Origin of the sequence: Paenibacillus pedocola, from assembly GCF_031599675.1 — a bacterium.
Classification (GTDB): domain Bacteria; phylum Bacillota; class Bacilli; order Paenibacillales; family Paenibacillaceae; genus Paenibacillus_AQ; species Paenibacillus_AQ pedocola.
The window spans coordinates 576,664-600,881 of record NZ_CP134223.1; the positions used below are offsets into that span (position 1 = coordinate 576,664).

The window sequence follows — 24,218 nt, forward strand, 5'->3', positions numbered from 1 at the left end:
GGGTAGGAACCTTGGCTCAAACAGCGCAATCTTTGAATCCCGTCCGGCCGCCTGAGGCGGGTCACAGCGTCAAACGCCATACCGGGCTAATGGACTGGATCACCACCGTCGATCATAAAAAAATCGCGATTCTGTACCTGTGGGCCGGAGGTTTGTTTTTCGGCATCGGCGGGCTTGAGGCCATTCTGATCCGCATCCAGCTGATTAAGCCGATGAATACCTTTCTGGATGCCCAGACGTTCAATGAATTAATCACGATGCACGGTACAACGATGATTTTTCTCGGGGTCATGCCCGTTATCTTCGCGCTGATGAATGCGGTTATTCCGCTGCAGATCGGCGCGCGCGATGTTGCCTTCCCTTTTCTGAATGCGCTCGGCTTCTGGACCTTTCTGTTCGGCGGCATTCTGCTCAATCTCAGCTGGATCATGGGCGGTGCGCCTGATGCCGGCTGGACATCATATACCCCGCTGTCTACTACAACCTACAGCGCCACTCACGGGGTGGATTTCTATACGATAGGCCTGCAGATTGCCGGACTCGGCACACTGATCGGCGGTATTAACTTTCTGGCGACCATCATCACGATGCGTGCGCCGGGGATGTCCTATATGCGGATGCCGATGTTTGCCTGGACCACTTTTATCACTTCGGCTATTATCCTATTTGCTTTTCCTGCCATTACCGTAGGGCTTGTACTGCTTACCTTTGACCGGATTCTCGGAGCGAATTTCTTCGAGGTTGGCGGGGGCGGCAACCCGGTGCTCTGGCAGCATATTTTCTGGATCTTCGGCCATCCCGAAGTGTATATTCTCATTCTGCCGGCTTTCGGCATTATTTCTGAAGTCATCCCGACCTTTGCGCGCAAAAGATTGTTCGGCTACAGCTCGATGGTCTTCGCAACGATTCTGATTGCCTTCCTGGGCTTCATGGTCTGGGCGCATCATATGTTTACCACCGGCCTCGGCCCGGTAGCGAACGCGTTGTTCTCCGTGTCTACGATGCTGATTGCCGTTCCGACCGGGATCAAAATCTTCAACTGGCTGTTTACGATGTGGGGCGGACAGGTGCGTTTCACCACCCCGAATCTGTTTGCAGTCGGCTTCATCCCTACCTTCACGATGGGCGGGGTAACAGGGGTCATGCTGGCTTCTGCTCCTGCTGATTTCCAGTTTCATGATACTTACTTCGTCGTCGCTCATTTTCACTATGTCATTGTCGGCGGTCTGGTGCTCGGCCTGTTTGCCGGGCTGCATTACTGGTGGCCGAAAATGTTCGGACGGATGCTGGACGAGGGCCTGGGCAAATGGACCTTCTGGACCTTTATTATCGGGTTCCATATGACCTTCTTCGTGCAGCACTTCCTTGGTCTGATGGGTATGCAGCGCCGCGTATTCACGTATCTGCCAAACCAGCAATTTGATCTGTTGAATCTGATTAGTACGATTGGCGCGGGACTCATGGGTGTAGGAATGCTGTTTTTCCTGGCCAATATCTTCCTCACTTCCAGAAAGCCGGCCGATGCGGCGGATGATCCTTGGGAAGACGGACGGACACTCGAATGGACGATTCCTTCGCCGCCGCCGGAATACAACTTCAAGCAGACACCGCTGGTGCGCGGCATCGATGCCTTCTGGAAGGAAAAAACCGCCGGTCACAAAGGCATGACGCCATCTGAGCCTGTCGGATCGATTCATATGCCGTCGGCGACGATCCTGCCGTTCCTGATGTCCGTAGGGATTTTCATTGCCGGACTTGGATTTATGTTCAGCCGCGATACGTTCAGCAGTGAGGCTTTAAGCTTTCTTTTCAACAACTATATTGTTACCGGACTTGGACTGCTCATAACCTTCGGATCAATGCTGATGCGTTCGCTGTATGACGACCACGGCTGGCATATCGAGCCCGAAGAGCTGGAAGGAAGGTGAATCAGCCAATGACAACCGCACATGCTGAAGCAGTGAATGGAACGCTGCCGCACGAACCGGAAAAAGCGACACTGGAAGGCCGCAACAAGGTGCTTGCCTTCTGGCTGTTTCTCGGCGGGGAGGCTGTACTCTTCGGTACGCTGTTCGCCACATTCCTGGCCCTGCGCAATCAGACGAACGAAGGTCCGTCCGCGAATGAGCTGTTTCACCTGCCGCTGGTGGCGGCCGCGACGTTCCTGCTGCTGGTCAGCAGTCTGACCAGTGTGTTCGCTATCCAGGCGATGCACCGGAACCGTCCGGCGCTGCTTCGCTCCTGGTTGCTCGTTACTGTTGTGCTGGGTGCAGCCTTTCTCGGCCTGGAGATTTACGAGTTCAGTGAATATGTGAGACATGAGGAATTCGGCATGACCACCAGTGCGTTCAGCTCGGCCTTCTATACGCTGGTCGGCTTCCACGGCGCACACGTTGCCTTCGGGATACTCTGGATCTCCGTACTGATCGGCCAGCTGGTCCGCAAAGGGCTGACGGTGGTCACCGCGCCTAAAATTTATGTCTCAGCGATGTACTGGCATTTTATCGATGTGGTGTGGGTGTTTATCTTCACCGTTGTATACCTGCTTGGAAAGGTGGGCTGAAGCCATGGTAACGGAACAGCATCCGCAAGAGGGCAGTGTGAAGCACCGCCACCGGCAGGAGGGCCCTCAGCGGCATATCGTAGTGTTTATTTTCTCCGTCGTGCTGACCCTGATCGCGTTCGCGGCGGTAGCCGCGGGAGGCGTCAACGCTTCCTTTGCCGTTATTCTGCTGCTGGTCATGGCTGTCCTGCAGGTGTTTTTGCAGATGGGCTTCTGGATGCATCTGAAGGACAAGGGACATCTGATGCCGATCATATTCATGCTTGGCGGCTTTTTTATCGCCGGGACCTGCATCGTGATGGCACTTTACTGGGTCTGGTGGGATTAAGGCGACGATGAGAAGAGGCCGGCGGCAGCCGTCGCCTCTTTTTTGCTTTACGGGGAGTGGAGAGGCCGGGTGGATTCAGGATGGAGTTTCGGCGCCTCAGCGCTCCTACTAGTGGGAAATTGTCCAGTTAATCGGTGCGTTTCTGCCCGAAAATGCAGATTAGGTGGAAATGCTCCATCTACTTCTCCTGGAAAGCAGTGACTTGGCTTCAATGGAGCAAATTAGTTGGAGGTAATCCCGCTAACCACTCCGTTAGAAAGGTGAAGCGGGAAATAGTTGGAGTAAATCCGAGTAAATAAAAGTGAATCCAAGTGAATCCAAGTGAGTCCCAGTGAGTCCGAGTGAATCCAAGTGAATCCAAGTGAATCCAAGTGAGTTCAACCAATTCCAACTAATTTCCGTAAGAAACAGGTGTCAGACGAAACATTGAGGCTGCCCAGACGCAGCCCATTTGTAGATTAGAATTTTGCCGGAGTAGCGATTCATCTATAATCAACTAAATAACTCTGCACAAGGGGAGGAATTGTACGATGCTGGGATTACAATATTTTAGCTTTGCCGACCTGTGGAGCCCGCTGATACTGGCAGCAACGCTGCTGCTGGCCGCCGGGTATCTGCTGCTGATCGGTCCGCTGGCGCAGCGTTTTCCCGGTTCCGCTATAGTTCCGCTCCGGCAGAGAGTGCTGTTTATGGGCGGGCTGCTGGCGCTTTATCTGGCCCAGGGCGGTCCGGTGAGTCTGCTTGGGCATATCCTGTTTTCCTTCCATATGGTCAGCATGGCCTTATCCTATCTTATTGCGGTTCCGCTGATGATGCTGGGCATCCCGGACTGGTGCTGGCGTGCCTTGCTGAAGGCTAATCCTCTGCGGAGGCTCTCCTTCCTTGCCCATCCCGTCGTTGCGGCGCTGCTATTCAACGGGTTATTCTCGCTGTATCATCTGCCGGTGATTCATGATTATGTGATGCTGCATTTTGCGGTCCACCGCCTGTATTATGGTGTGCTGTTCCTGACAGCCGCGCTTATGTGGTGGACGCTGATTAATCCGCTGCCGGAGCGCCGGAAGATCGGGAGCCTTGGCCAGATCGGCTTTATCTTTTTGAATATGGTGCTGCTGACCCCGGCCTGCGGGCTGATTATTTTTGCCGGAGCTCCGCTCTATGCGACCTATAGTGATCCAGGTGCCTGGGCACGGGCGATGGGTTACTGTGTATCCGGTGATCCGGCCTCGCTGCTGCGGACTTTCGGCGGGCCGGCCTTCTTCGGCGGACTGTCGCCTAAGGTGGATCAGCAGGTGGGCGGCATCGCGATGAAGTTCATTCAGGAAATAATTTTTGCCTCGATGCTTGCTTATGTGTTCTATCATTGGTATAAAAAAGAGAACAGGCAAGACGACGCGGACACTTCCGCGCCATCCGGCGAGCTGGGGGATGGTGTTTTGACCCGGGTATAGCAGGTAGAGCACCGAGGGGGATAATCATGGATATCTTTACAGTGTTTCCAACGATCAGTACATCTTTCATCGTAATCAGTGCGGTGCTGGTGGCTATCGGCTGGAGACAGATCATCAAGGGCAAACGTGAAGCGCACAAGAAGACAATGATCGCTGCCGCAGTGGCTGCTACCCTGTTCTTCATTGTGTACATGTCAAGAACTGTGTTTGTGGGAAATACATCGTGGGGCGGACCGGATAATCTGTCGCTCTTGTACCACATTTTTCTGATTTTTCATATCGTACTGGCAACGGTGGCAGCCGTGTTCGGGATTACGACACTCACGCTGGGCTTCCAAGCCAAGTATGCGAAGCACCGCAAATGGGGCAGAGTGACTGCTGTGATCTGGTTCATTACAGCCATTACAGGAGTTGCTGTATACGTGCTGCTCTACATATTTTATCCGGGCGGGCATACCAAGCCGGTCTGGGATGCAATCTGGGGTTTTTAACTGGCCTTGAAATCGGTCTGTGTACCGGCATCTTCTGCAAGGAGGGTGCTGATGCGCAGGCCTTTTTTATTTGTGCTTGAACGAGGTGAGCGGGAAGCCCAGCGTCCCCAAACCCGCTGGAATGAGAGGTATAAATACCTCAGAATTCGAAGAAAGTGGGCTACGTGGCTGAGTTAGCGGGATAAATCCTATAGAAATTACCGAAAACGGGCTGTACGGCGAAAATAAAGGGATAAATCCCGTAGAATTTGCCGAAAACGGGCAGCATGGCGAAATTAGTGGGATAAATCCCATAGAATTTGCCGAAAACGGGCTGCGTGGCGAAATTAGTGGGATAAATCCCTTAGAATTTACCGAAACGGGCAGCATGGCGAAATTAGTGGGATAAATCCCATAGAATTTGCCGAAAACGGGCTGCGTGGCTGAAATAATGGGATAAATCCCATAGAATTTGCAGAAACCGGGCAGCGTGGCGAAAATAGTGGGATAAATCCCATAGAATTTGCCGAAAACGGGCTGTGTGGCGAAAATAATGGGATAAACCCCATAGAATTCACAAACAGCTGTCTGTTGTAGGTACAAAAGTTAATATATTCTCCCCTGTCGCCGCTTAGCGCATCTATAAGGAATTGTTCGAATTTCCAGTTAATAAGCTAACGAACAAAGGAACACAATTTCCAACCCCCAACCCCGTTTCTAGATACCCCTGACCATTGCTGCATAAGCTTAGAATTGAATGCTGAACCCCTTAAAGTGATGGATACCGGTGCCGAACCGGATCAGTGCCTTCTCCCGCAAAAAATGAACCGCAAGCTTCACTTCCTCCAGAATCTCCGGCTTTAGCCCCAGCGTATTATGCGAGCCGAATACCTTCGTGACTCCTGGGATTCCCGCTATCCGTTCCAGAGAGTTGATCAGATCCGCGGGATTGGTAGAAGGATAAAAGGCATAAACAGGCGTTTGATCATACAGCAGATCACCTGTGAATAAATAACCCGAGGGTTCCTCCAAAAAGCATAAATGTCCCGGCGAATGACCTGGAGTATGGTACACTTTCAGGCTTCGGCCTCCCAAATCAAAAACCTCGCCATCCTTTAGCAGTCCGGCCGGTATACCTTGAAAAGGTGTGTAGGTCACTGGATTGAATCCTTCCGGCAACGGCTTACTCAAATCCCGTCCAATATCTTTTCGGATCTGTTCAATCGTTAAGCCTTGGATGCCGTGTACGAGCCAATCCCGGTCCTCCTGATGAACATAAATATCCGTGAACAGCCCGTGGCCCCCGATATGATCGGTATGAACATGGGTGGTGAATACGTCAATCGTCAATGAAGTCAGCTGGTCGGTAACGCTCCGGATATTGCCGATTCCGAGGCCGGTGTCAATCAGGACGGCTCTCCTATGCCCGAGCAGCAGAAAGGAATGAACCTTCTCCCAATGCCCGTATTCGCTGATGGCAAAGGTGTGCTCATCAATACTATGAACCGTAAACCAAGGATCCTTAATCATATATACCTCCCCAAGTGACTTTGTCTCAAGAGTAGCATAAAGGGCTGCAGGTAACAGCTTCAAGATTTATCCAAACAAAACCTTGACTCTGGAAAATATAGGACATATACTGTGTATATAGATATATACAGTAAGCACAGAGCTATACACACTGAATCTGTATACCCTCTGAATTAAAGTGAGGTTGAGGCAGCATGACAACAATCAAACAGGCCTGGATTATGGTAAGGAGTGACTTTCGCGGCGACAGGCTGAGACTGTTGTGGGCATTTCTTGGGGCAGTCGTATTAATGGGGTACATGGGGATGATGACCGGAATGGTCACGGATGATGTGCTGGGCGAAGGGGAGGGCAAGGTTCTTGCCGACTTTATGCTCGTTACCGTCATTCCTATGCTGGGCTTTACCTTCTCCAGGCGGACGATGAAGTATGTGATGGAAGATTCCTATACCCGGATGCTGGCCTATATGCGCAGTTTGCCGGTTCCATCTGCAGTGATCCTCTGCAAAAGAAAGCTTCATACAGTGTTCTCTTTTTCGCTGAACGGAGTGCTGTTCTTCGGCCTGATCTATACGCTCAGTACTAATATACGGCATGAGCTTCCTGTGCCGGCCTATCTGACCTTCGCCCTGACCTGGGTCGGCTATGGACTGATCGTTACGGGGTTGTTCATTTTCATCGAACTCCTGACCAGCGGCAAAGCCTACTGCGGATGGCTCTTTCTTTTCATGCTGCTGTCCATCATTGCCGCTCTGCTCATTAGTCTGGCTGGAGGGAACCTGTTTTTGTACACTGTGAACTGTTCTAGAGAGTGGGGGCTGTTGTCCCCGCTGATGTGGGGAACGCTGCTGCTGGGAACTGCATCGGTACAGCTGTTCTCCGCATGGACGATTCAACGGCTTAAGAGCCGCGATCTCGTATGAGAGGGCGGTGGTAAATATGTGGATACCCATTCAGATCAACGAGAATAGCGCTGAGCCGTTGTACCATCAGATTGAAACACAGCTGCGGTCACTCATTATCAGCGGCGGAATTACAGAAGGAACACTGCTTCCTTCGATCCGCGAATTTGCCGGAGATTTGAAATGCAGCGTCATCACGGTCCGCCGGGTTTATCAGGATCTGGAGAATGAAGGGCTGCTGCGGACCCGGCAGGGAACAGGCACATTCGTCTCCCATGTGGGGGAAGGTGCCATGGAGGAATACAAGCTGGAAGCCGTCCGCAAAGCATTGGAAAGCGCAGTCGATGTCGGGTTGTCCGTGCAATGCAGCGCAGAGGAGCTGACCCGGATATTTACGGACATGGTGAAGAGCAAATATAACAAACTTGAATGAAGGGTGGAGTCATTTCATGGTACAACAGGCCATAGAACTGCGGAACGTAAGCAAGAAACGGCGTAACCGGATTATCGGACCGCTTAATCTGAATCTACCGCAGGGCTATATAACCGCACTAGTGGGCCAGAATGGCTCCGGCAAAAGCACACTGCTGCACATGCTGATGCAGCTGAGCTTCCCTGAAGAGGGCGAGATCCGCTGGTTTGAAGAGGCGCACGGGAACGGGATGCCGCTCGCCCTGCGGCAAACCATTGCTTATGTCCCGGAGAACTCGCAGAGTGAGGAGAATCTATGGACAGCGGAAGAGGCGGCTGAGTTTCGCCGTCAGTGGTACCCGGCATGGGACCAGCAGTATTTTGAAGAATTGCTGGGCAGATTCGAGGTGCCGCAAGGGGCGAGGCTGGGCAAGATGTCGAAGGGCGAGCGCCGCAAGTTCGAGATTGCCGCTGCGCTGGCAGCCCGGCCCAAGCTGCTGCTGCTGGATGAGCCGTCTTCCGGTCTTGATCCTTTTGCCTGGAAGATCCTGATAGAAGCACTGCGTAAATATATGGATGAGACTAACGCAACGGTGCTGATTTGTACCCACATCATCGAGGAAGTACGGAGGCTGGCCGATTATATTGTGCTTATGCATCATGGACAGCTGCTCGGCATGGCCGAGAAAGACAGTCTGTTCGGCTCCTGGAATGAGGTCTGGGTGAATGCGGCAGATGAGGAAGAACTACATGAATTAGCGGCAGAATTGCCGGATGCCCTGAATTTCACCTGGGAGTCATCTGGAATGGGTTCATTTATTACCCAGAAATTTCATCAAAATGAGAAACGCATCCAACAATTGGGCGTAAAGGTTATTAAGAGCCGGGCACTGGAACTGGATGAAATACTCAGCTTATGGACACAAGGACATCGTCCGATCCTGATCGACCAGAAGAGAGGGGACTAACGAATGGAAGCTTTGAAGCTGGAACAGGTAGTGAAGCAATATGGTGATAAAACGGCAGTAAACAGAATTAACCTGAAGGTGGAGCAAGGCGAAATTTATGGGCTGCTGGGGGCCAACGGCGCCGGCAAAACCACAACAATGCGCATGGTGCTTGGTCTGATTTATCCCGATGAGGGGAAGATCCTCTATAACGGCAAGCCGTTCAGTAGCGAGCTGCAGCATCTGATGGGCTATCTGCCGGAAGAGCGCGGCCTCTACCCGAAGGTGAAGGTCAGCGAGCAGATCATCTATCTGGCCCGGCTGCGCGGCATGGCTGCAGGCGATGCGGAGAAGAGCCTGCGTTACTGGCTGGACCGCTTTGAAGTGCCGGAATATTACAACAAGAAGATTGAGGAGCTCTCCAAGGGCAATCAGCAGAAAATGGGTTTTATCGCTGCCGTTGTACATAAGCCGCAAATTCTTATCCTTGATGAAGCCTTCAGCGGACTGGATCCTGTAAATGTAGAGCTCTTAAAGGACACCGTCAGAGAGATGCGCGATCAGGGGACGAGTATCCTGTTCTCTACCCACCGCATGGAGCATGTCGAAGAGCTGTGCCGGAATATTACCATCCTTGACCGTTCCAATACAGTAGTTCAAGGCGATATCCGCGAGATTAAAAAGGGCTATCCGCGTGAGGAGGTATTCCTGCGGACGGTTGGAGAAGTCTCCGGGCTGGAGGGAATCGCCGGAGTAACCGCAGTGCAGAGGCAGGAACGGGGCTATGTGCTGGCGATCAGTGAGATTGGAGCAGCGCAGCGGATTTTGCAGCACGCCGTGCTTGCCGGTGAAGTTGAACATTTCGAAATCAAGGAACCGACGCTAAACCAAATCTTTATCAGAGCGGTGGGTGAATCCAATGAATAAGCTGGGAACGATTATCGGTTTTACATTCAAGAATAAGGTGCGGACTAAATCTTTTTCGATCACAACGCTGATTATCGTGCTGCTGATTACCATCGGTATGAACATTCCTTATTTTATCGACAAGTTCAACGGGGACGACGAAGCGGGTGCTGCGCGCATCGGAGTGGTGACGGAAGCCGGAACCCCGGTATCGGAACTGCTGCTGGCCTATACTGCGCCCGAAGATTCCGAGACCCAGGTATCGCTGGAGTCCTATGCATCTGCGGAAGATGCAGCCCTTCAAAAGGGACTCAAGGAGGGCGATATTAAAGGTTATCTCACCTTCGGCACTGCGGCGGGCGGAGGTGTACCTCCGGTCACTTACCACAGCAATGAAGGAGAGCTGGACGGAGATATCCAAAGTTATCTGCAAGCTGCCCTGCAGCAGGTCAATACGCAGCTGATTACGGAAGGCAAGCTTACGCAGCAGGAAGTGTCCGCCATATTCACGCCGGTCACTATAGAGACGCAGCAGATCGGCGGAGGAAGCGGGACTGACGGCGCCAGTCAGGATGAATCTGCACCTGCGATCAATTATGTGATTGTCTATGTACTGCTGATGCTCTTCTTCTTGTCGATTATGCTGACCGGCAATATGATTGCCGCTGAGGTCACAGCGGAGAAGAGTTCGCGCATTATGGAAATTCTGATTACGAGCGCTTCACCTCTGAGCCAGATGTTCGGCAAGGTGCTGGGGGTGTTCCTGGTCGGGCTGCTGCAGATTGCGATCATTGCCGCAAGCATTGCGGCGAACCTGATGCTGCCGCATAACTCGGGTATTCTGACGGATTTCGATCTTGACTTGAGTCAATTGAATATAGGCATTCTGGTTTACGGCCTCATCCTTTATATTCTGGGCTTCTTCCTGTATGCGCTGATGTATGCCGCTGTAGGCTCGATCGTGAGCCGCACTGAGGAGCTGGGCCAGGCAAGCATGCCGGTGATGATGCTGGGTTTTGTGAACTACTATATTCCGACATTCAGCGTTTCTGCACCGGACACACTGCTGGTTAAGATCGCCAGCTACGTACCGTTCACTTCACCGCTCAGCATGCTGCTGCGGATCGGTGTCGGGGATGTGGCCGTATGGGAAATCGCAGTTTCACTGGTTATTCTGCTGGTTACTATCTTCCTGTTAGGCTGGCTGGCGGCTAAGATCTACCGCACAGGTGTCCTGATGTATGGTAAACGTCCTAGTATCAAAGAGATTAGAAAAGCTATGAAGGCCTACAAAATTTAAGGAGTGGGAATTATGGATAAAAAACAACAACAAAACTTAGCGCTGCTGTTTATATCATCTTTCTTCTCGCTGACGTCTAGCAGACTTGTTCCAGATAGCGGGTCGAATCTGATGGATTTTACGCAAGGGCTTCTAACAGGTATAGGCATTACCGGAATGCTGTTGGCGATCGTATTCTTTGGCAAGTATCATAAGCGCAGCCATTAAGCTAAATTCGTTTCAGGGACAACTATTTAAAGGCATCTCCGCAGTTAATGCGGAGGTGCCTTTTTGGGCGCAGCAGCTAAGGGACTCACTAAAACTGGTGATCCGGCCGTTTATAGTGTACCTTAATAGTAAGGAGTGGTGATTTTGAAATTAAACATAAAAACTCCCGTGCTGGTCACGGTCTCCATTGTACTGATCATAGTAAGCAGTATGCTTAGGCCCGAAGGCTCAACACTGCTGGGGGCGCTGCAGACTCTGCTGCTTGGTCTTGGAATTCTGGGATGCCTGATGGCTTTTTTACGGTTTGCCAAGAGTGGCAACAGTAAGGGCAAAGACATAAACAAAGGCAAGAGCAAGAGTAAAGGCAACAGCAAGGGCAAGTAAAGCCAATAAAGCCGCAGCGGATTGCTGCGGCTTTATTGGTGAATGAATCAGAAGAACAGGCGGCCATTTACACAATAGACAAATTAGCCTGTGATCTCAGCGGCTTCTGCCCCGCCGTGTGCTCACGAACCTGCCGGAGCTGAGCCTTCAGCGCCGGCAGGCTCTTGCCGAGAATTTTGCCGATTTCGGGCAGCGGAAGCAGCAGTCCATACCATAGCGCTTTTACGAGCTGATCGTCCCACGACAACTCTTTAGAGGTGCGCAGATTCCGGCTCTTCGCGGATTTTGTGCATTGCAGGATGCACTCCCGGTAGGCTTCTACCGGAAAGTCGGCTGCTTTCAGCTTTCCTTTGCAATACGGCTCATACAGCTTGTTGAAGGTTCCGGCCGTCACCCGCTCAGCCTCACTGCCCTTCCCGAGCAGAATGGAGCTAAGCGCAAGGACACCTCCGCTGTACTCCCGGATATATTGCTCAAATCCGGCGGCAGCGGCCGGCTGCGGGGATAATAGGTCAGGCATGTCAGCACGTTCCTTCCTGGATTAAGAGATGGATAAGATAGAGAATCACAGCTGTCTGCCTTCAATGTATAGGGGTGCGCAAAAAACCGCAGGCAGAGGAGAACCTCTGCCTGCGGTCCGGATACAGGCGGAAACAGGCCTGATGCCAAAACGTGGCGGATCAAGGGGCTCTCTCTATACACTTACGAGGTTAGCTGCAGGATTCGGGCGGTGAGAGTCGCCCTACCTGGTGAGAATGCGGGAGTCGCAGTCTCCTCAGGATTCACCCCATGGCCGTATTAGCCGGATGGTTCCCCCGTTTCCCGCTGGGCGGGAATTCAGCGTTCGAATATCATCATTTTTGCGAATCGATTCAACACGAATCATACTCTTTCCGGCATGTCTTTGTAAAAAAGCAAAGGGATTCTCTAATTGCGGATTAGCGGGGAATTGCGGCGGGAACAAAGCTGCGCTAGTCGAAAAGACTATTTATCAGCGATTATCAGGTCATTTTCTCGCTCAGGCGTCATCTTTTGATTTTTACTGGAAAAAGACAAGAACCGCTGTAAACTCCGCGGAAGATACACGAACCGGTATTCTTTATCTGTTTTTCCTAACCCCTCAGAAAAGCGGGGAAATCAGAGGATTAGGGAGAATAAAGCTTAAGTAAGCGTTATCTGACCGGTAATCATCCCATTTAATGCATTATTTTGGCGCTATTAGCGTTTTACAAGCGATCATCGCAGAAGGTATGATTACATCTGTTTAAGCGCAATTGAATAAGCAATCCGCTTAATCTCCGTTTACGGAGAGCGGGGGAACCAAACAACCGGAAGCCGATCGTGAGAGGCGGAGCCGGTTATGGGGTGAATCCTGGGAAACTGCGAGAACTGAAAAGTCTCGTATGGATAACAGGTAGGGCGACTCTCAACGCCCGAATCCGGCAGCTAACCTCGTAAGCGTACTGTAGAGAGGATAGGCGCATTGTGACCGTTAATTGGACCACAAAGGGAATCCTTTGTGGTTTTTTGCTGTGCTGGTATAGATGAATGCCGGCTATAACGTGAACCGGGAGGGGGAGACAGAGATGGGCAGCCAGGAGGAATATGTACTCATTAGCGCTCCGACGAAGGCAGGGGAACAGTTTGTTAGAATGCTCCAAATAAAAGGCTGCCGGATGGCAGGGCTCGCCAACAATCCGGCTGAACACGCGCGGCTCCAGGAGCTGGGGGTTGAGGTTATTTTTGAGGTGGATACCCGGCATCTGAATACTTGGCTTAGGCCGCCGTTTGCCGTAGGCAGAATTTATCTGTTCGAGAGCAGTGTGGCATTATGCTGCCGTTATGTGCAGATGTGCCGGACGTGGACCGCGAAGCCTATCTTTGTCATTACCACCTCCATGAATCCGAGACTGGTATACAAAGGGCTTGGGGCGGACCATGTCATCTATACCCATAGCGGGAATGTGGGTCATCTGGTAGCCGAGTGCGAATATTGAACCTGAAAGATATAAGTTTATAGGGGGATAAAAAAACGCCGGTGACCTTAAACAGGTAACCGGCGTTTTCATATTAGCGTTTCGGCATTTTGCTCTCATCCATGTACAGCAGGTTCCAGCGGTGACCGTCCAGGTCGGCAAAGCCTGCGCCGTACATCCAGCCGTCCACTTCACTTGGCTTGCCAAAGATATTTCCTCCGGCAAACTCTACTTTTTGAATAAAGGCATCTACTTCTTCTCTGCTTTCTGCACCAATGGAAAAGATGACTTCTGCGCATTGGGAAGTATCAGCGATTGTTGAACCTGTGAATTTCTCAAACGCCGCATCCGGGAACAGCAGAATCGTCGTTTGCCCTATGGCAAGCTTGGATCTCTCGTTACCAACGCTCACCGCATGGAATCCAATCGAATTGAAAAAGGCAGTTGACCTCTCAACATCTTTAACCGGCAGGTTAATCCAGATCTCCTGTGTCATGGCTGTAGCCTCCTGGAATCATTCATGATTTATTTCGCTGCAGCAATAAGTTCCTTAAGCTCAGGAAGGTTGAAGCCTTTGACCGCATATTCTCCGGATACAGTGACAGGTACTCCCATGAAGCCGAGCTTCTCTACTTCCTCCTGATAGACTGTACTGGTCATAACATCGCGCACTTCGAACGGAATGCCTTGTTCTGTGAGCAGCTGTTTTACCTGATTGCAGTCGCTGCAGCCGGATGTAGAGTAGACAATTACAGACTGGCTCATTTGCTCACTGCCTCCTTGATGGCATCGCGGGTGATTTTCCAGTGGGAGGTGTTCCAGCGGACTTCTCCGTCTTCCAGCAGAAAAATTTGCGGAGATTCGTGTTTGATGCCGAATTCTTCAGCAATCTGGTTCGAGACCGGACGGTCTTCAATCACATGAACAATAGCTGCCGGCGTATCAGAGCTCTGTACAAACGCCAGAAACTCTTCGTTAGCTTTGGCGCTGATCGGGCAGGTTGTGCTGTGCTTAAAAAGCAGTTTCTTGCCGGGTTGCCCGACATATTGGTGCAGTTCATCCAGAGTATGAAGTTGTTGAATAGACATCGGTAAATCGCCCTCCTGGGATTCTATATTTTTGTAATTAAGATTGTAGCATAGTTCAAAATTAAAGCAAAAGATACGGCAGAAATAAAAGCCTTGACCCTGACACTGGTGTCAGGGTTTATACTGAAAGCAGACCATTTCTCATGAACCCCGGGGAGAATGCCATGAAAATAGGTGAACTTGCAGCGCGGACAGGTGTCAGTGTCCGTTCCCTGCGATATTATGAGCGTCAAGGATTGCTTACACCGCTCCGGGAGGCCAACGGCTACCGTGAGTATTCGCCGCTGGCCGTCGAAACGGTAGAGACGATTAAGCTGTATTTGAATCTGGGGCTGTCGACAGAGGAGATTGCCGGATTTCTGCATTGTGTACTGAAGAATAAAGAGTCCTTCTGTGCAGAGGTGATGCCGCTCTACCGCAGCAAGCTGAAGGAGATTGAACGCCAGATTATAGAACTGAGCCAGATCAGGCTCAACCTCCAGCAGCGGATGGCTGCAATGCAGCAGGAGCAGATGGAGAGCGGGACTGCTGAGCACGGAAATACTGAACTGGAAAATAGTTAAGCGTACAGTCATAGAGTTACGGGAGGGAAGAATTATGGCAATTATGAATGTGGAGCATGCGGGAGCCCTGCGGGCGGAGCTGAACCGGAGCGGAACAGTGCTGGTTGATTATGGTGCGCCGAGGTGCGGACCCTGCAGAACGCTGCTGCCGATTCTGGAGGAACTGGATGAGGAGTATGCGGACAGCGTGTCTATAGTAAAGGTAAACTGTGATGAGCTGCCTGAGCTGGCGTCGGAGGCTGGCGTCATGGGCCTGCCTACTGTGGTCGTGTACAGCGGAGGACAGCCGGTGGAGAAGCTGGTCGGTCTGCGTCCGAAATCTGTCTATCAAGGCGTATTGCGAAAGTATGCCGCGGTGAGCAGCAGTACCAGTTAACGCATAGAGGCGGGAAGCGGCATGCCAGGCATGCGCTTCCCGCCTTTTTTACATATCAGAAAGTAACTACTCAGGATATACAGGAGTTATGAGGGCTTATTGTTCATTCAGCACTGCTGCAGGCCGTTCGGCAAATGAAGCCGGAACCGGGACAACCTCGTTCTGGTGCAGGGCTTCCAGTATCTCTTCTCTGAGGCTGCCGGTAAATGCGCCCCAGGCCTTTTTACCGACGCCAAGCTCATCGCGTCCAATGGACTGCAGGGTGTCCAGCCAGACCCGCTTGTCATTAATCACTCCCAGCTGCTCCTGAATGTTCTTATAGATTTCTTCATGGGCATGAAATTTCTGATTGAGTGCAAAACCCGCGGCGCTCGCGGTATACCGCAGCTCCTTAGCCGATATTCTTAGCTCATGCAGGGCCTCGAAGGCGGCCTTGGACTCCGCTTCAGGTTCTTTAAACAACGTTTTGCAGGCCTTTTTTTTCTGTTCGAAGGCCACCTCCAGCTCACGCATGACGACGTTTGCGTCCCGTTTGGCGGTCAGGGCTTCCAGGGGTCCGGCGAGAAAAGCCGTCCAGAGCCTGTCCAATTCCTTTCCGGTCAGCTGCGCAAGCCCGGTTTCCAGCTTCTTGCGGTACTCTTTCCGTTTCTCCTTCTGATGCTTAATGACGGCCTTCAGCAGCTCAGCTGTCTTGTCATCGCCGTCTTCCTTCGCCAGTTTGCGCCGCTCTTTGAAGGAATGAATCAGAACATCTGCATCCCTGACCTTGCCGAGCATCTTCTGGGCCTGTTTAAAAGTGCTGTATAGCTCTCCGGTGGAGGAATGATCGGGATCAAGAATCGACAGCAGCGTCAGCAGCTTGCGGCTGTTTACCCTCGCCTGATGAATATCCTCATCTCCGAAATCCTTCAGTGCGTCCTTGCTGTAATCACGGAAGTTAACATAGAGCTTGATCATCGCCTGTTCCCACTGACGGGTCTTACTGGCTTGCCGGTCCTTCGTTAGCTGTTCGACGGTCATGCGGCATCACTCCTAAAGGTTGTGTGTGTATTGCATGAACTTCAGCACATTCTGTCTAACACGGGGAGTATCTTCTTTAGTATAAGGATAACGGTTGGATGAAGCGATTTCAAATGCTTTAGGTGTCCTTGCCTTCGCGCCGGGAGGGGAATGGGTTACAATAGGAGCAGTATTAATTTCACGGAAATGAAGAGCGGGCTGCCGGTTAGTTGGACAGTCTAATATTCATCTTAGAGGAAGAGGGTAATCATCAGTGGTTTCTCATGAGGGCTTGGGGCTATTAAGCAGACTCTTTGACGGGCAGGAGCAGAGAACGACCAGCGTTCTTCCTGCGGAAATGGCGGTTTTTGAGCATTTTGCCGGAGAACAGCCGGTCACGGGAGCGGAGGATATGCTGATTCCGTTCGCTTATGAAGAGACGCTGTGCCGGGACGTTGGAGCGGGAACGGTCCCGCCGTCCCTGCATCTTTGGAGTCACCCCGGAGGGGTTGCGCTGGGTCTGCGGGACAGCAAGCTGCCCTTTGCCGCTGCAGCGATGGCGGAGCTTGAAGGGGCGGGAATCCGCACGGCAGTCCGGCATTCCGGCGGTGCCGCCGTGCCGCTTGACGCGGGGATTGTCAATGTGTCCCTGATTCTCCCGAAAGCTCCGGGCAAGCTGGACTTTCACGATGATTTCCGGCTGCTGGCCTCGCTGATTGCCGAGGCCGCAGCCGTAAGCCATCCGCAGGCCGCGGCAAGGATCAGGGCCGGAGAAATCGCCGGCTCGTACTGCCCGGGCGATTTCGATCTGGCGATCGGCGGCCGCAAGTTCTGCGGCATTGCCCAGCGCAGGCAGAGCAGCGCGTACTTCGTGCACGCGTTTGTGGTCGTCTCCGGCTCCGGACAGGAGCGCGGGGAGCTGATCCGCGGATTCTATGAGACTGCGTCCGGAGGGGACGAGTCTCTGGTCTATCCGCGGGTCCGCCCGGAGACGATTGCCGCGCTTGGCGAGCTTGGCGGGCCGGATGCAGCGGCGGTGTTTGCTGCAGGCATCCGGCAGGCGGCCGCCAGCCGGGGTGTGCAGCTGACCTCTGCCGCGCAGCTGCGGCAGGAGACGGGGTATGATCTCCAGTACAGCGATCCCCGTGTGCTGGAGGCGGCGGAGATCCTGCGGGAGCGGTATGCCCGCTGAATAAGCTTGCAGCATTAAGCTTGAATCCATAAGCTTGGATGAGTGAGGCACGATCGTGCCCTAAGTAAATAAGCGCAACGAGAAGAGCAGTGATTCCCCGGTGACGGGAGGATCACTGCTCTTCTTCTTTCGGTCATAGCTGCTCAGGCCGTACATATTCACCTGCTGGTAAAAGCAGCTTCTTGGCTACAAGTACAGCTCAGGCCGCCGGTCAGTGAAGATAGGAATCTGCTGGCGCACCTCACGGACCTTTTGCAGATCAATGCTTCCGCTCAGAATCATCTCGCTCTCTGCAGCTTCACTTATAACGTCCCCCCAAGGATCAATAATCATCGAATGTCCGGCAAAGACGTTCGCCGGATCAGCTCCAGCACGGTTGCAGGCGATCACGTAGCATTGATTCTCGATCGCCCGGCTGATCAGCAGGGCGCGCCAGTGGGCAAGCCGCGGCATCGGCCATTCGGCACTGACGAACAGCACCTCGGCACCAAGCGCCGTGTGGGCGCGGACCCATTCCGGGAAGCGGATATCGTAGCAGATCAGCCCGGCGCATAAAGCCCCGTCCAGAGTGAACAGCCCCTTGGCTTCCCCCGGCTGCAGATACAGATGCTCATCCATCAGCCGGAACAGATGCAGCTTGCTGTATGCACCGGCCAGCCCGCCTTCACGGTTGAAGACGAACATGCTGTTGGTAATCCCGGCAGACTGCTTGCTGGCAACAGAACCGGCCACAATGTTGATGCCGTATTCCAGCGCGAGTGAAGAGATCATGGCCTTTGTCTGTGCACCGTCTGGATCGGCAATCTGCTCCAGTCGGGTCAAATCGTATCCGGTCGTCCATAGCTCAGGCAGGATGAGGCAATCGGGCTTTGCTGCGGCAGCCCTGCGGATAAGCTGTTCCGCCGCAGCATAATTTGCCCCGGGATTGCCAAATGCTATATCGAGCTGAATCAGGGATATTTTCATGCGTCAGCCTCCTTTATAGTATGAAATTATAGTGTAATCTGCCGGCAAAGCAATCCGAAGGAGGCACTAAAAAGGAAGATAAAATAAATAGTTGACGGGTCAATTAAATCGGTGTAAACTAATTTTCGTCAAGAAGATTTTGCACAATCTATTTTTTAAATCATTAAGCTCACTACATTTTAAGGAGGTTAACATTGACGGGACATCAGCCTGACGAAGAACGCATATTTGAACTGCTGCAGGCGCTGAACAAGGGAATAAGCCCGAAGTTTGAACGATGTGCCGGCATCAGCCCCACAAGGCTCCGCCTGCTCCATGAGCTGTTCCAGGTTGAAGAGATCAGCCAGATTGCGCTGCAGAAGGAAATCGATATCGATGCCGCAGCCATTACCCGCCATTTGAAGGGTCTGGAAGAGAGCGGAATGGTCACCCGCCGTAACAACCCTGTAGACAATAGAGTTACTTTGGTCTCACTGACCCAGCAAGGGCGGGATAAGGTGCATTGCTACAAGGAAGAGAAGAACCGTTTTATCAGCAGTTTACTTACCGGATTTGACGAGCAGGACCGCAAGTCACTCGTGGATAAGCTTACCCGGCTGCAGCATAATATCAATCTACTGTAGCCTTCACCCATATACCAACTATCAAAGGAGATTATTTCACATGAATGCAACGAAAACAAATGACTTCACATCGATTATTACAGGCCGCCGCTCCGTGCGCCAATATGATCCAAGTGTCAAAATCAGCAAGGAAGAAATGACCGAAATTCTTACAGAAGCTACCCTGGCTCCATCCTCAGTAAACATGCAGCCTTGGCGCTTCCTGATCATTGAAAGTGCCGAAGCCAAAGCCAAGCTGGCGACGATCGCCAAGTTTAACCAGCAGCAGGTTGAAACCTCAGCCGCTATGATCGCTGTGTTCGGCGATTTGAACAACTTCGAGTATGCTGAAGAAATCTATGGTACTGCAGTAGAGCGCGGCTTGATGCCGAAGGAAGTGAAAGAAGGCCAGCTGTCCCGTCTGGCAGTACATTTCGCCAATCTGCCTGCCGATATCAACAGAGAAACCGTAATGATTGACGGTGGCCTGGTCTCCATGCAGCTAATGCTGGCTGCCCGTGCCCATGGATATGATACCAATGCTATCGGCGGTTTCGAAAAGGACCAGATTGCCGAAATGTTCGGTATGGACAAAGAACGGTACATTCCGGTAATGCTGATCTCCATCGGGAAAGCTGCTGCTGAAGGCTATCAATCCGTACGTCTGCCGATCGATAAGATTGCAGAGTGGAAATAATCGACTAACCAGGAGGAATGAACAATGATTATTATTCATGCTACACTTCAAGTGAACCCTGAACGTGAGGAGCAATTTCTGGCAGAAGCCGAGACCCTGCTGAATGCTACACATGAGGAAGAAGGCAATATTTCTTATGAGCTGTACAAGCATGTCTCCCGGAGCAATGTCTATATTATGGTGGAGGAATGGCGTGATGCCGAAGCTGTTGCCGGTCATAATGCAAGTCCGCACTTCACCGGCTTTGCGGCCAAAGCAGGCGAATTTCTGACAGCACCGCTGGATGTTAAGGTATATAACGGAGAACTGTTCAGCAAGTAAGGGCAAGTTGTTGTGAAAAAAGCTCGCAGGAGCCTGTGTTTACATCACGCCGCCATGGCTAGGGTAATTACCCTTCATGGGATGGCGGTGTAAGCAGGCTTCTGCGAGCTTATTTGTGCTAGAGAATGACGGGGCCTGGTGTGGCCATTTCCGCAGTAGTGACTTCTGCCCCGGATCGCCAGTCTCCTCAGCTGGTTTCGAATTTTCTGCGCAGGGAATGGGTGAGCTCCTGTAGGTCGATGATTTTGTCGTTAACCTGTTGGGAGGAATTCATTTGATTTTCACTGCCTGCAGACAGCTGCTCCATGGAAGCCACATTCTCCTCGATAACGGCGGAAATATTCGTCATATCATTGGATATTTCCTGTGATGCTGCTTCGATAGTCTGAATGGATCCATTCAGCTCGTTAATCGCTGTCACCAGCTGGCTGATGGTTTGATACACCAGGTCGAAATCTGACATGAATTCTTTGGCAGAGGCAACAGACTCATCCGAGGTCTGTTTGCCGGTCTCCATTTGCGATACAGAAGTGGCACTTTCTTCCCGTACTTTATTGAGAATGAGCCTGATTTCTTCGGTGGAATTATTGCTTCGTTGAGCCAGTTTACGGATTTCACTCGCTACCACGGCAAACCCCTTGCCATGCTCACCGGCTCTTGCGGCTTCGATCGAAGCATTAAGGGCCAATAAATTGGTCTGGGTAGCCACATCCTGAATTAATGAAATGATGCCTTCGATTTTTTGAGTGGACTCATTCAGGGATACAATGGTTTCAGTAGCTGTCGTAATCGTTTCGGATACAAGGGAAACCTGATTGTATAATACTCTTGTGTTATTACGGTTCTCCGACAAGGCCTGCTCGGTAGCTGCCGTTCTTTTTTGCATGGTGGAAGAGGTCTGAGAGGTCTGTTCGATCATCTTGGTAATAGATTGCACGGAATTCTCCATGCTGACCAGCGACCCGCTTTGATCACTCAGACCGGTGGATACCTCCCTGAACGATTGCAGCATCTCTGTATTCACGCGGATGTTGCCTTCCGACAGCTGAGAGACGGCAGAGGAGGTGTGGTCAAGCTCATCCGAGAGCTGCTTCACCGTTTCTAAGAGCAGGATAGCTTCGTTCTGTTTTTTAGTCTTCTCCCCTTCAAGCTGTGAGGTAATTTTTTGCTTAGAGATGATCTGCAGGATGGTAGCCGCTGAGGTCATAAGCAGGAACAAGGCATGAATAAGCATCATTGTAAAAGGATAGCTCGATACTCCGAACACCAGCTCAGGGACGAGCAATAATCCAAGGATATGCTGCAGCGCAAACAAAACGGTCATGATCAGAGTAAGCATGATATTCTCGTAGTAGGCAACAATTGCAATCGCCATGAAAATGGAAAAGTGAAACTCTACCGTTCCGCCCCCGCCTGCGATCATGGAGAAGCTGCCGAAGGTTATGGCCAAAGTATTCAATAAAGGGATGTACTTATGTTCCCTGTTCTTGCTGTATAGCCAAATGTTAATGACCAGGAAGATGGCCGGAAGGGCCAGCAGCACATTCATAGAAAAAGCAAAGTCCCGGGCAATCGTTAGGGCTTCCTCTTCGTTGTGAATCATGCCCAGGCTCAGTAAATCAAACTGCCTATGCAGCAGATGAATCAAAATACTGATGAAAATCGTTGCGGCTGACATCCAAATCATTAATCTGTTTTTTTGCTGGATCATGGTTCATCATCCCCTCATATGCAAAGCAAGTATAGATCCCATGAACCTTCTAAACTACTAATCAATAAGTACATATTCGACAAAACTCATAGTTTAATGGGTTCGATTAATAGGTCTATATTGCTATATAACGGTCTTTTGGCATCATATTTTTATAACATCCCATGTGAAATTATGAATCGGCTGGCTTTGGGTTTCCCGAACCGCTAGAATAAAATACAATATGTAATGTTATTAACGAGAGGGTGACCCGGCAATGAATATTTTCGAACCTTCCCAAATGCTCAATGCTTTGCCTAAGCAGTTCTTTGCTGCGCTTGTTGCCAGGGCCGGCCAGGTAGCGGCTGAAGGACATGATGTCATTAATCTCGGGCAAGGCAATCCTGACAGGCCTACCCCGTCTCATATTGTAGAAGCCTTGCAGCGAGCGGCGGTTGACCCTATGAATCATAAGTACCCGCCTTTTCGCGGGCATGGCTATCTTAAAGAAGCTGCGGCAGCTTTTTATAAACGGGAGTATGGTGTAGAGCTGGACCCGCAGCGGGAGATTGCTATACTGTTCGGCGGGAAAACCGGACTGGTTGAGGTAGTGCAGTGCCTGCTGAATCCGGGTGATACCGCACTCGTGCCGGACCCCGGTTACCCGGATTACTGGTCTGGTATTGAGCTGGCCCGGGCTGTTATGGAGATGATGCCGCTCAAGGAGGAGCGCGGGTTCCTGCCTGACTATACGGCTATAACCCCGGAAACGGCGGCCAAGGCAAAGCTGATGTTTCTTAACTACCCGAACAATCCGACCGGAGCGGTGGCTGACGGTGAGTTCTTTTTGGAGACGGTCCGGTTTGCGGAGAAGCATAACATATGTGTGGTGCATGATTTTGCCTATGCTGCGATTGGCTATGAGGGGCAGCGGCCGGTGAGCTTCCTCCAGACACCAGGAGCTAAGGAGACCGGCATCGAAATTTATACCTTGTCGAAGACCTATAATATGGCCGGCTGGCGGGTGGCCTTTGCCGCAGGAAATGCCAGTGTGATCGAGAGCCTGAATCTGTTGCAGGATCATATGTATGTCAGCTTGTTCGGGGCCGTACAGGAAGCGGCTGCTGCTGCGCTGCTGGGTCCGCAGGATTGTGTCCGCGAGAACGTAGACCGCTATGAAGCGCGGCGCAACACGTTGATCAGCGGCCTGCAGCAAATTGGCTGGCAGGTGGAGGCTCCGCGCGGCTCCTTTTTCGCCTGGCTTCCTGTTCCGGAAGGCTATACCTCACAGAGCTTTGCGGACCTGCTGCTGGAGCAGGCGCATGTGGTCGTCGCTCCAGGCATTGGCTTCGGTACTTATGGCGAAGGCTATGTGCGGATCGGACTGGTAAGCGATGAAGCCCGGCTGGCGGAAGCTGTGCAGCGGATCGCGGGATTGAAGCTGTTTACTGCGGAAGAATAGCTGCATATAGCATAAGTGATATTAAGAAGAAGCGGGGCACAGAGATGAAGATAACCCTATTGAAGCATGGGATCAGGAAGAATGAGGTATGGTTTGCTGCCGACTGCGGTGAGGGCAGGGGAATCTGGGGCGGCGGGTCTTTGCCGGAGCCCGGAGCTGTGCTTGAGGCGGAATTTGAGCTGCCTGCGCTTATTATGCGCTGGGTAGATCTGGTTCCGGTCAATAGCAGTGACTGCGGGATACGCATCGACGGGGAACAGGTGATATTAACCGGTATACTGGAGAATATTGAGGCGGACGGAACGGGATATCTGCGGCTTGGGCCGGAACTGATCATGTTCGAATGCCTGGGTGAACCGATGGCACTGGGCGGCTGGGTGGAGATACGGACCCGGGAGCTGGCGGTCTATCCGGTGATTTAATAAGCGGAGCGAAAGCTGCTGCAAGCTTATAATTATTGCATCTGCATAGCCACTCCTGAAAAAATAGGCTAAGATAAAACAACAGGTTTGAAGTACAGCTATAAGGAGCAGAAGTCCAATGAACAGCGATATTCAACAATTTAAGACGGAATTTTTTAAGGCGCTGGCTCATCCGATGCGGATCCGCATCCTGGAACTGCTGAGCGAAGGCGAGAAGAATGTGAATGAGCTGCAGGCGATTCTCGGTTCGGAAGGCTCTGCGGTATCCCAGCAGCTGGCCGTCCTCCGTGCCAAGAATGTGGTAGCCAGCGTCAAGGAAGGGACAACGGTGATTTACTCTCTGCGTGATCCCCTGATTAAGGACCTGCTGGCGGTGGCCAGACAGATCTTCGATAACCATCTCGTGAATGCTATATCCCTCCTGGAGGGCATCCGCAGCGAATAAAATCCGCCCTCAGGAGGGTG

The 24,218-nt window shown here is 51.8% G+C and carries 30 protein-coding genes and 2 riboswitches; of the genes, 22 read left to right on the forward strand and 8 right to left on the reverse strand.

From position 1 onward, the window contains the following. Positions 1-89 precede the first annotated feature (89 nt). From ctaD to QU597_RS02535, 5 genes are all read left to right on the forward strand, one after another. On the forward strand, positions 90-1,928 hold the full coding sequence (ctaD, locus tag QU597_RS02515; RefSeq protein ID WP_310833210.1) for a cytochrome c oxidase subunit I: 1,839 nt from the start codon (positions 90-92) through the stop codon (positions 1,926-1,928). Between the two features lie 8 nt (positions 1,929-1,936). Beyond that, positions 1,937-2,563, forward strand: a complete 627-nt coding sequence (locus QU597_RS02520) for a cytochrome (ubi)quinol oxidase subunit III (protein ID WP_206102927.1) — start codon at positions 1,937-1,939, stop codon at positions 2,561-2,563. A 4-nt stretch (positions 2,564-2,567) separates the two neighbouring features. Further along, on the forward strand, positions 2,568-2,891 hold the full coding sequence (locus QU597_RS02525; protein WP_206102929.1) for a cytochrome C oxidase subunit IV family protein: 324 nt from the start codon (positions 2,568-2,570) through the stop codon (positions 2,889-2,891). 530 nt (positions 2,892-3,421) lie between these two features. Beyond that, positions 3,422-4,342 carry a cytochrome c oxidase assembly factor CtaG gene (gene ctaG, locus QU597_RS02530; RefSeq protein ID WP_310831226.1) on the forward strand — a complete coding sequence of 307 codons (921 nt, stop codon included), beginning with the start codon at positions 3,422-3,424 and terminating at the stop codon, positions 4,340-4,342. A gap of 26 nt (positions 4,343-4,368) precedes the next feature. After that, positions 4,369-4,833, forward strand: coding sequence for a DUF420 domain-containing protein (locus QU597_RS02535; RefSeq protein WP_310831227.1), 465 nt, complete (start codon positions 4,369-4,371; stop codon positions 4,831-4,833). A 726-nt stretch (positions 4,834-5,559) separates the two neighbouring features. Here QU597_RS02535 and QU597_RS02540 read toward each other — a convergent pair. Then, the gene (locus tag QU597_RS02540) at positions 5,560-6,342 is read right to left on the reverse strand and encodes an MBL fold metallo-hydrolase (protein WP_310831228.1); all 783 of its coding nucleotides are present in this window, start codon (positions 6,340-6,342) and stop codon (positions 5,560-5,562) included. A 194-nt stretch (positions 6,343-6,536) separates the two neighbouring features. On the opposite strand from QU597_RS02540, the gene QU597_RS02545 reads away from it, so the two are divergent. From QU597_RS02545 to QU597_RS02575, 7 genes are all read left to right on the forward strand, one after another. Next, entirely contained in the window at positions 6,537-7,265 is a 729-nt protein-coding gene (locus QU597_RS02545; RefSeq protein WP_310831229.1) for a hypothetical protein, read from the forward strand. A 16-nt stretch (positions 7,266-7,281) separates the two neighbouring features. After that, positions 7,282-7,677: a GntR family transcriptional regulator gene (locus tag QU597_RS02550; RefSeq protein ID WP_310831230.1), complete on the forward strand. Its 396-nt coding sequence runs from the start codon at positions 7,282-7,284 to the stop codon at positions 7,675-7,677. Between the two features lie 16 nt (positions 7,678-7,693). Beyond that, positions 7,694-8,623, forward strand: a complete 930-nt coding sequence (locus QU597_RS02555; protein ID WP_310831231.1) for an ABC transporter ATP-binding protein — start codon at positions 7,694-7,696, stop codon at positions 8,621-8,623. A 3-nt stretch (positions 8,624-8,626) separates the two neighbouring features. After that, positions 8,627-9,529, forward strand: a complete 903-nt coding sequence (locus QU597_RS02560; protein ID WP_310831232.1) for an ABC transporter ATP-binding protein — start codon at positions 8,627-8,629, stop codon at positions 9,527-9,529. Then, a complete protein-coding gene (locus QU597_RS02565; protein WP_310831233.1) occupies positions 9,522-10,808 on the forward strand; it encodes an ABC transporter permease in 1,287 nt (428 codons plus the stop codon). The genes QU597_RS02560 and QU597_RS02565 overlap by 8 nt, the downstream gene beginning before the upstream one ends. Before the next feature lie 12 nt (positions 10,809-10,820). Beyond that, entirely contained in the window at positions 10,821-11,015 is a 195-nt protein-coding gene (locus tag QU597_RS02570) for a hypothetical protein (protein WP_310831234.1), read from the forward strand. A gap of 144 nt (positions 11,016-11,159) precedes the next feature. Further along, complete coding sequence (locus QU597_RS02575; RefSeq protein WP_310831235.1) at positions 11,160-11,399, forward strand: hypothetical protein; 240 nt, start codon at positions 11,160-11,162, stop codon at positions 11,397-11,399. A 67-nt stretch (positions 11,400-11,466) separates the two neighbouring features. Here QU597_RS02575 and QU597_RS02580 read toward each other — a convergent pair whose 3' ends face one another. Then, positions 11,467-11,919 carry a hypothetical protein gene (locus QU597_RS02580; protein ID WP_310831236.1) on the reverse strand — a complete coding sequence of 151 codons (453 nt, stop codon included), beginning with the start codon at positions 11,917-11,919 and terminating at the stop codon, positions 11,467-11,469. A gap of 165 nt (positions 11,920-12,084) precedes the next feature. After that, positions 12,085-12,252, reverse strand: a riboswitch (cyclic di-AMP (ydaO/yuaA leader). Between the two features lie 425 nt (positions 12,253-12,677). Next, positions 12,678-12,877, forward strand: a riboswitch (cyclic di-AMP (ydaO/yuaA leader). Positions 12,878-12,985: 108 nt separating this feature from the next. Here QU597_RS02580 and QU597_RS02585 point away from each other — a divergent pair. Beyond that, positions 12,986-13,396: a hypothetical protein gene (locus tag QU597_RS02585; protein WP_310831238.1), complete on the forward strand. Its 411-nt coding sequence runs from the start codon at positions 12,986-12,988 to the stop codon at positions 13,394-13,396. Between the two features lie 73 nt (positions 13,397-13,469). On the opposite strand, the gene QU597_RS02590 is transcribed toward QU597_RS02585, so the two are convergent. From QU597_RS02590 to ytxJ, 3 genes are read right to left on the reverse strand one after another with little or no spacing between them, the layout of a single operon-like run. Beyond that, positions 13,470-13,871 carry a VOC family protein gene (locus QU597_RS02590; protein WP_310831239.1) on the reverse strand — a complete coding sequence of 134 codons (402 nt, stop codon included), beginning with the start codon at positions 13,869-13,871 and terminating at the stop codon, positions 13,470-13,472. Positions 13,872-13,900: 29 nt separating this feature from the next. Beyond that, positions 13,901-14,140: a glutaredoxin family protein gene (locus QU597_RS02595; protein ID WP_206102952.1), complete on the reverse strand. Its 240-nt coding sequence runs from the start codon at positions 14,138-14,140 to the stop codon at positions 13,901-13,903. Further along, positions 14,137-14,463 carry a bacillithiol system redox-active protein YtxJ gene (gene ytxJ / locus QU597_RS02600; RefSeq protein WP_310831240.1) on the reverse strand — a complete coding sequence of 109 codons (327 nt, stop codon included), beginning with the start codon at positions 14,461-14,463 and terminating at the stop codon, positions 14,137-14,139. Before ytxJ ends, QU597_RS02595 begins: the two co-directional genes overlap by 4 nt. 164 nt (positions 14,464-14,627) lie before the next feature. Between ytxJ and QU597_RS02605 the strand changes: the two genes are divergently transcribed. Together QU597_RS02605 and QU597_RS02610 are read left to right on the forward strand one after the other, a co-directional pair. Further along, entirely contained in the window at positions 14,628-15,026 is a 399-nt protein-coding gene (locus QU597_RS02605) for a MerR family transcriptional regulator (protein WP_310831241.1), read from the forward strand. 34 nt (positions 15,027-15,060) lie between these two features. Then, positions 15,061-15,402 carry a thioredoxin family protein gene (locus tag QU597_RS02610; protein WP_310831242.1) on the forward strand — a complete coding sequence of 114 codons (342 nt, stop codon included), beginning with the start codon at positions 15,061-15,063 and terminating at the stop codon, positions 15,400-15,402. 96 nt (positions 15,403-15,498) lie between these two features. Here the strand turns inward: QU597_RS02610 and QU597_RS02615 are convergent, their stop codons facing one another. Beyond that, positions 15,499-16,422, reverse strand: coding sequence for a CHAD domain-containing protein (locus tag QU597_RS02615; RefSeq protein WP_310831243.1), 924 nt, complete (start codon positions 16,420-16,422; stop codon positions 15,499-15,501). Positions 16,423-16,675: 253 nt separating this feature from the next. Here QU597_RS02615 and QU597_RS02620 point away from each other — a divergent pair, with 253 nt between their 5' ends. After that, positions 16,676-17,593 (forward strand): lipoate--protein ligase family protein, encoded by a 918-nt coding sequence (locus QU597_RS02620; RefSeq protein WP_310831244.1) that lies wholly within the window; start codon positions 16,676-16,678, stop codon positions 17,591-17,593. 186 nt (positions 17,594-17,779) lie between these two features. On the opposite strand, the gene QU597_RS02625 is transcribed toward QU597_RS02620, so the two are convergent. Then, a complete protein-coding gene (locus tag QU597_RS02625) occupies positions 17,780-18,559 on the reverse strand; it encodes a carbon-nitrogen family hydrolase (protein ID WP_310831245.1) in 780 nt (259 codons plus the stop codon). A gap of 194 nt (positions 18,560-18,753) precedes the next feature. Between QU597_RS02625 and QU597_RS02630 the strand changes: the two genes are divergently transcribed. The 3 genes from QU597_RS02630 to QU597_RS02640 are packed head-to-tail and all read left to right on the forward strand — an operon-like array spanning position 18,754 to position 20,179. Beyond that, the gene (locus QU597_RS02630) at positions 18,754-19,182 is read left to right on the forward strand and encodes a MarR family winged helix-turn-helix transcriptional regulator (RefSeq protein ID WP_206102964.1); all 429 of its coding nucleotides are present in this window, start codon (positions 18,754-18,756) and stop codon (positions 19,180-19,182) included. Between the two features lie 40 nt (positions 19,183-19,222). Then, positions 19,223-19,858, forward strand: coding sequence for a nitroreductase family protein (locus tag QU597_RS02635; protein ID WP_206102966.1), 636 nt, complete (start codon positions 19,223-19,225; stop codon positions 19,856-19,858). Positions 19,859-19,882: 24 nt separating this feature from the next. Next, positions 19,883-20,179: a putative quinol monooxygenase gene (locus QU597_RS02640; RefSeq protein WP_054943077.1), complete on the forward strand. Its 297-nt coding sequence runs from the start codon at positions 19,883-19,885 to the stop codon at positions 20,177-20,179. A gap of 187 nt (positions 20,180-20,366) precedes the next feature. On the opposite strand, the gene QU597_RS02645 is transcribed toward QU597_RS02640, so the two are convergent. After that, positions 20,367-21,890: a methyl-accepting chemotaxis protein gene (locus tag QU597_RS02645; protein WP_310831246.1), complete on the reverse strand. Its 1,524-nt coding sequence runs from the start codon at positions 21,888-21,890 to the stop codon at positions 20,367-20,369. Between the two features lie 256 nt (positions 21,891-22,146). Between QU597_RS02645 and QU597_RS02650 the strand changes: the two genes are divergently transcribed. The 3 genes from QU597_RS02650 to QU597_RS02660 all read left to right on the forward strand — a co-directional run bounded on the left by QU597_RS02650 (position 22,147) and on the right by QU597_RS02660 (position 24,198). After that, positions 22,147-23,331, forward strand: coding sequence for a pyridoxal phosphate-dependent aminotransferase (locus tag QU597_RS02650; RefSeq protein ID WP_310831247.1), 1,185 nt, complete (start codon positions 22,147-22,149; stop codon positions 23,329-23,331). Between the two features lie 44 nt (positions 23,332-23,375). After that, complete coding sequence (locus QU597_RS02655; protein ID WP_310831248.1) at positions 23,376-23,753, forward strand: hypothetical protein; 378 nt, start codon at positions 23,376-23,378, stop codon at positions 23,751-23,753. A 118-nt stretch (positions 23,754-23,871) separates the two neighbouring features. Then, positions 23,872-24,198, forward strand: coding sequence for an ArsR/SmtB family transcription factor (locus QU597_RS02660; protein WP_038585474.1), 327 nt, complete (start codon positions 23,872-23,874; stop codon positions 24,196-24,198). The last annotated feature ends 20 nt before the right edge of the window (positions 24,199-24,218 follow it).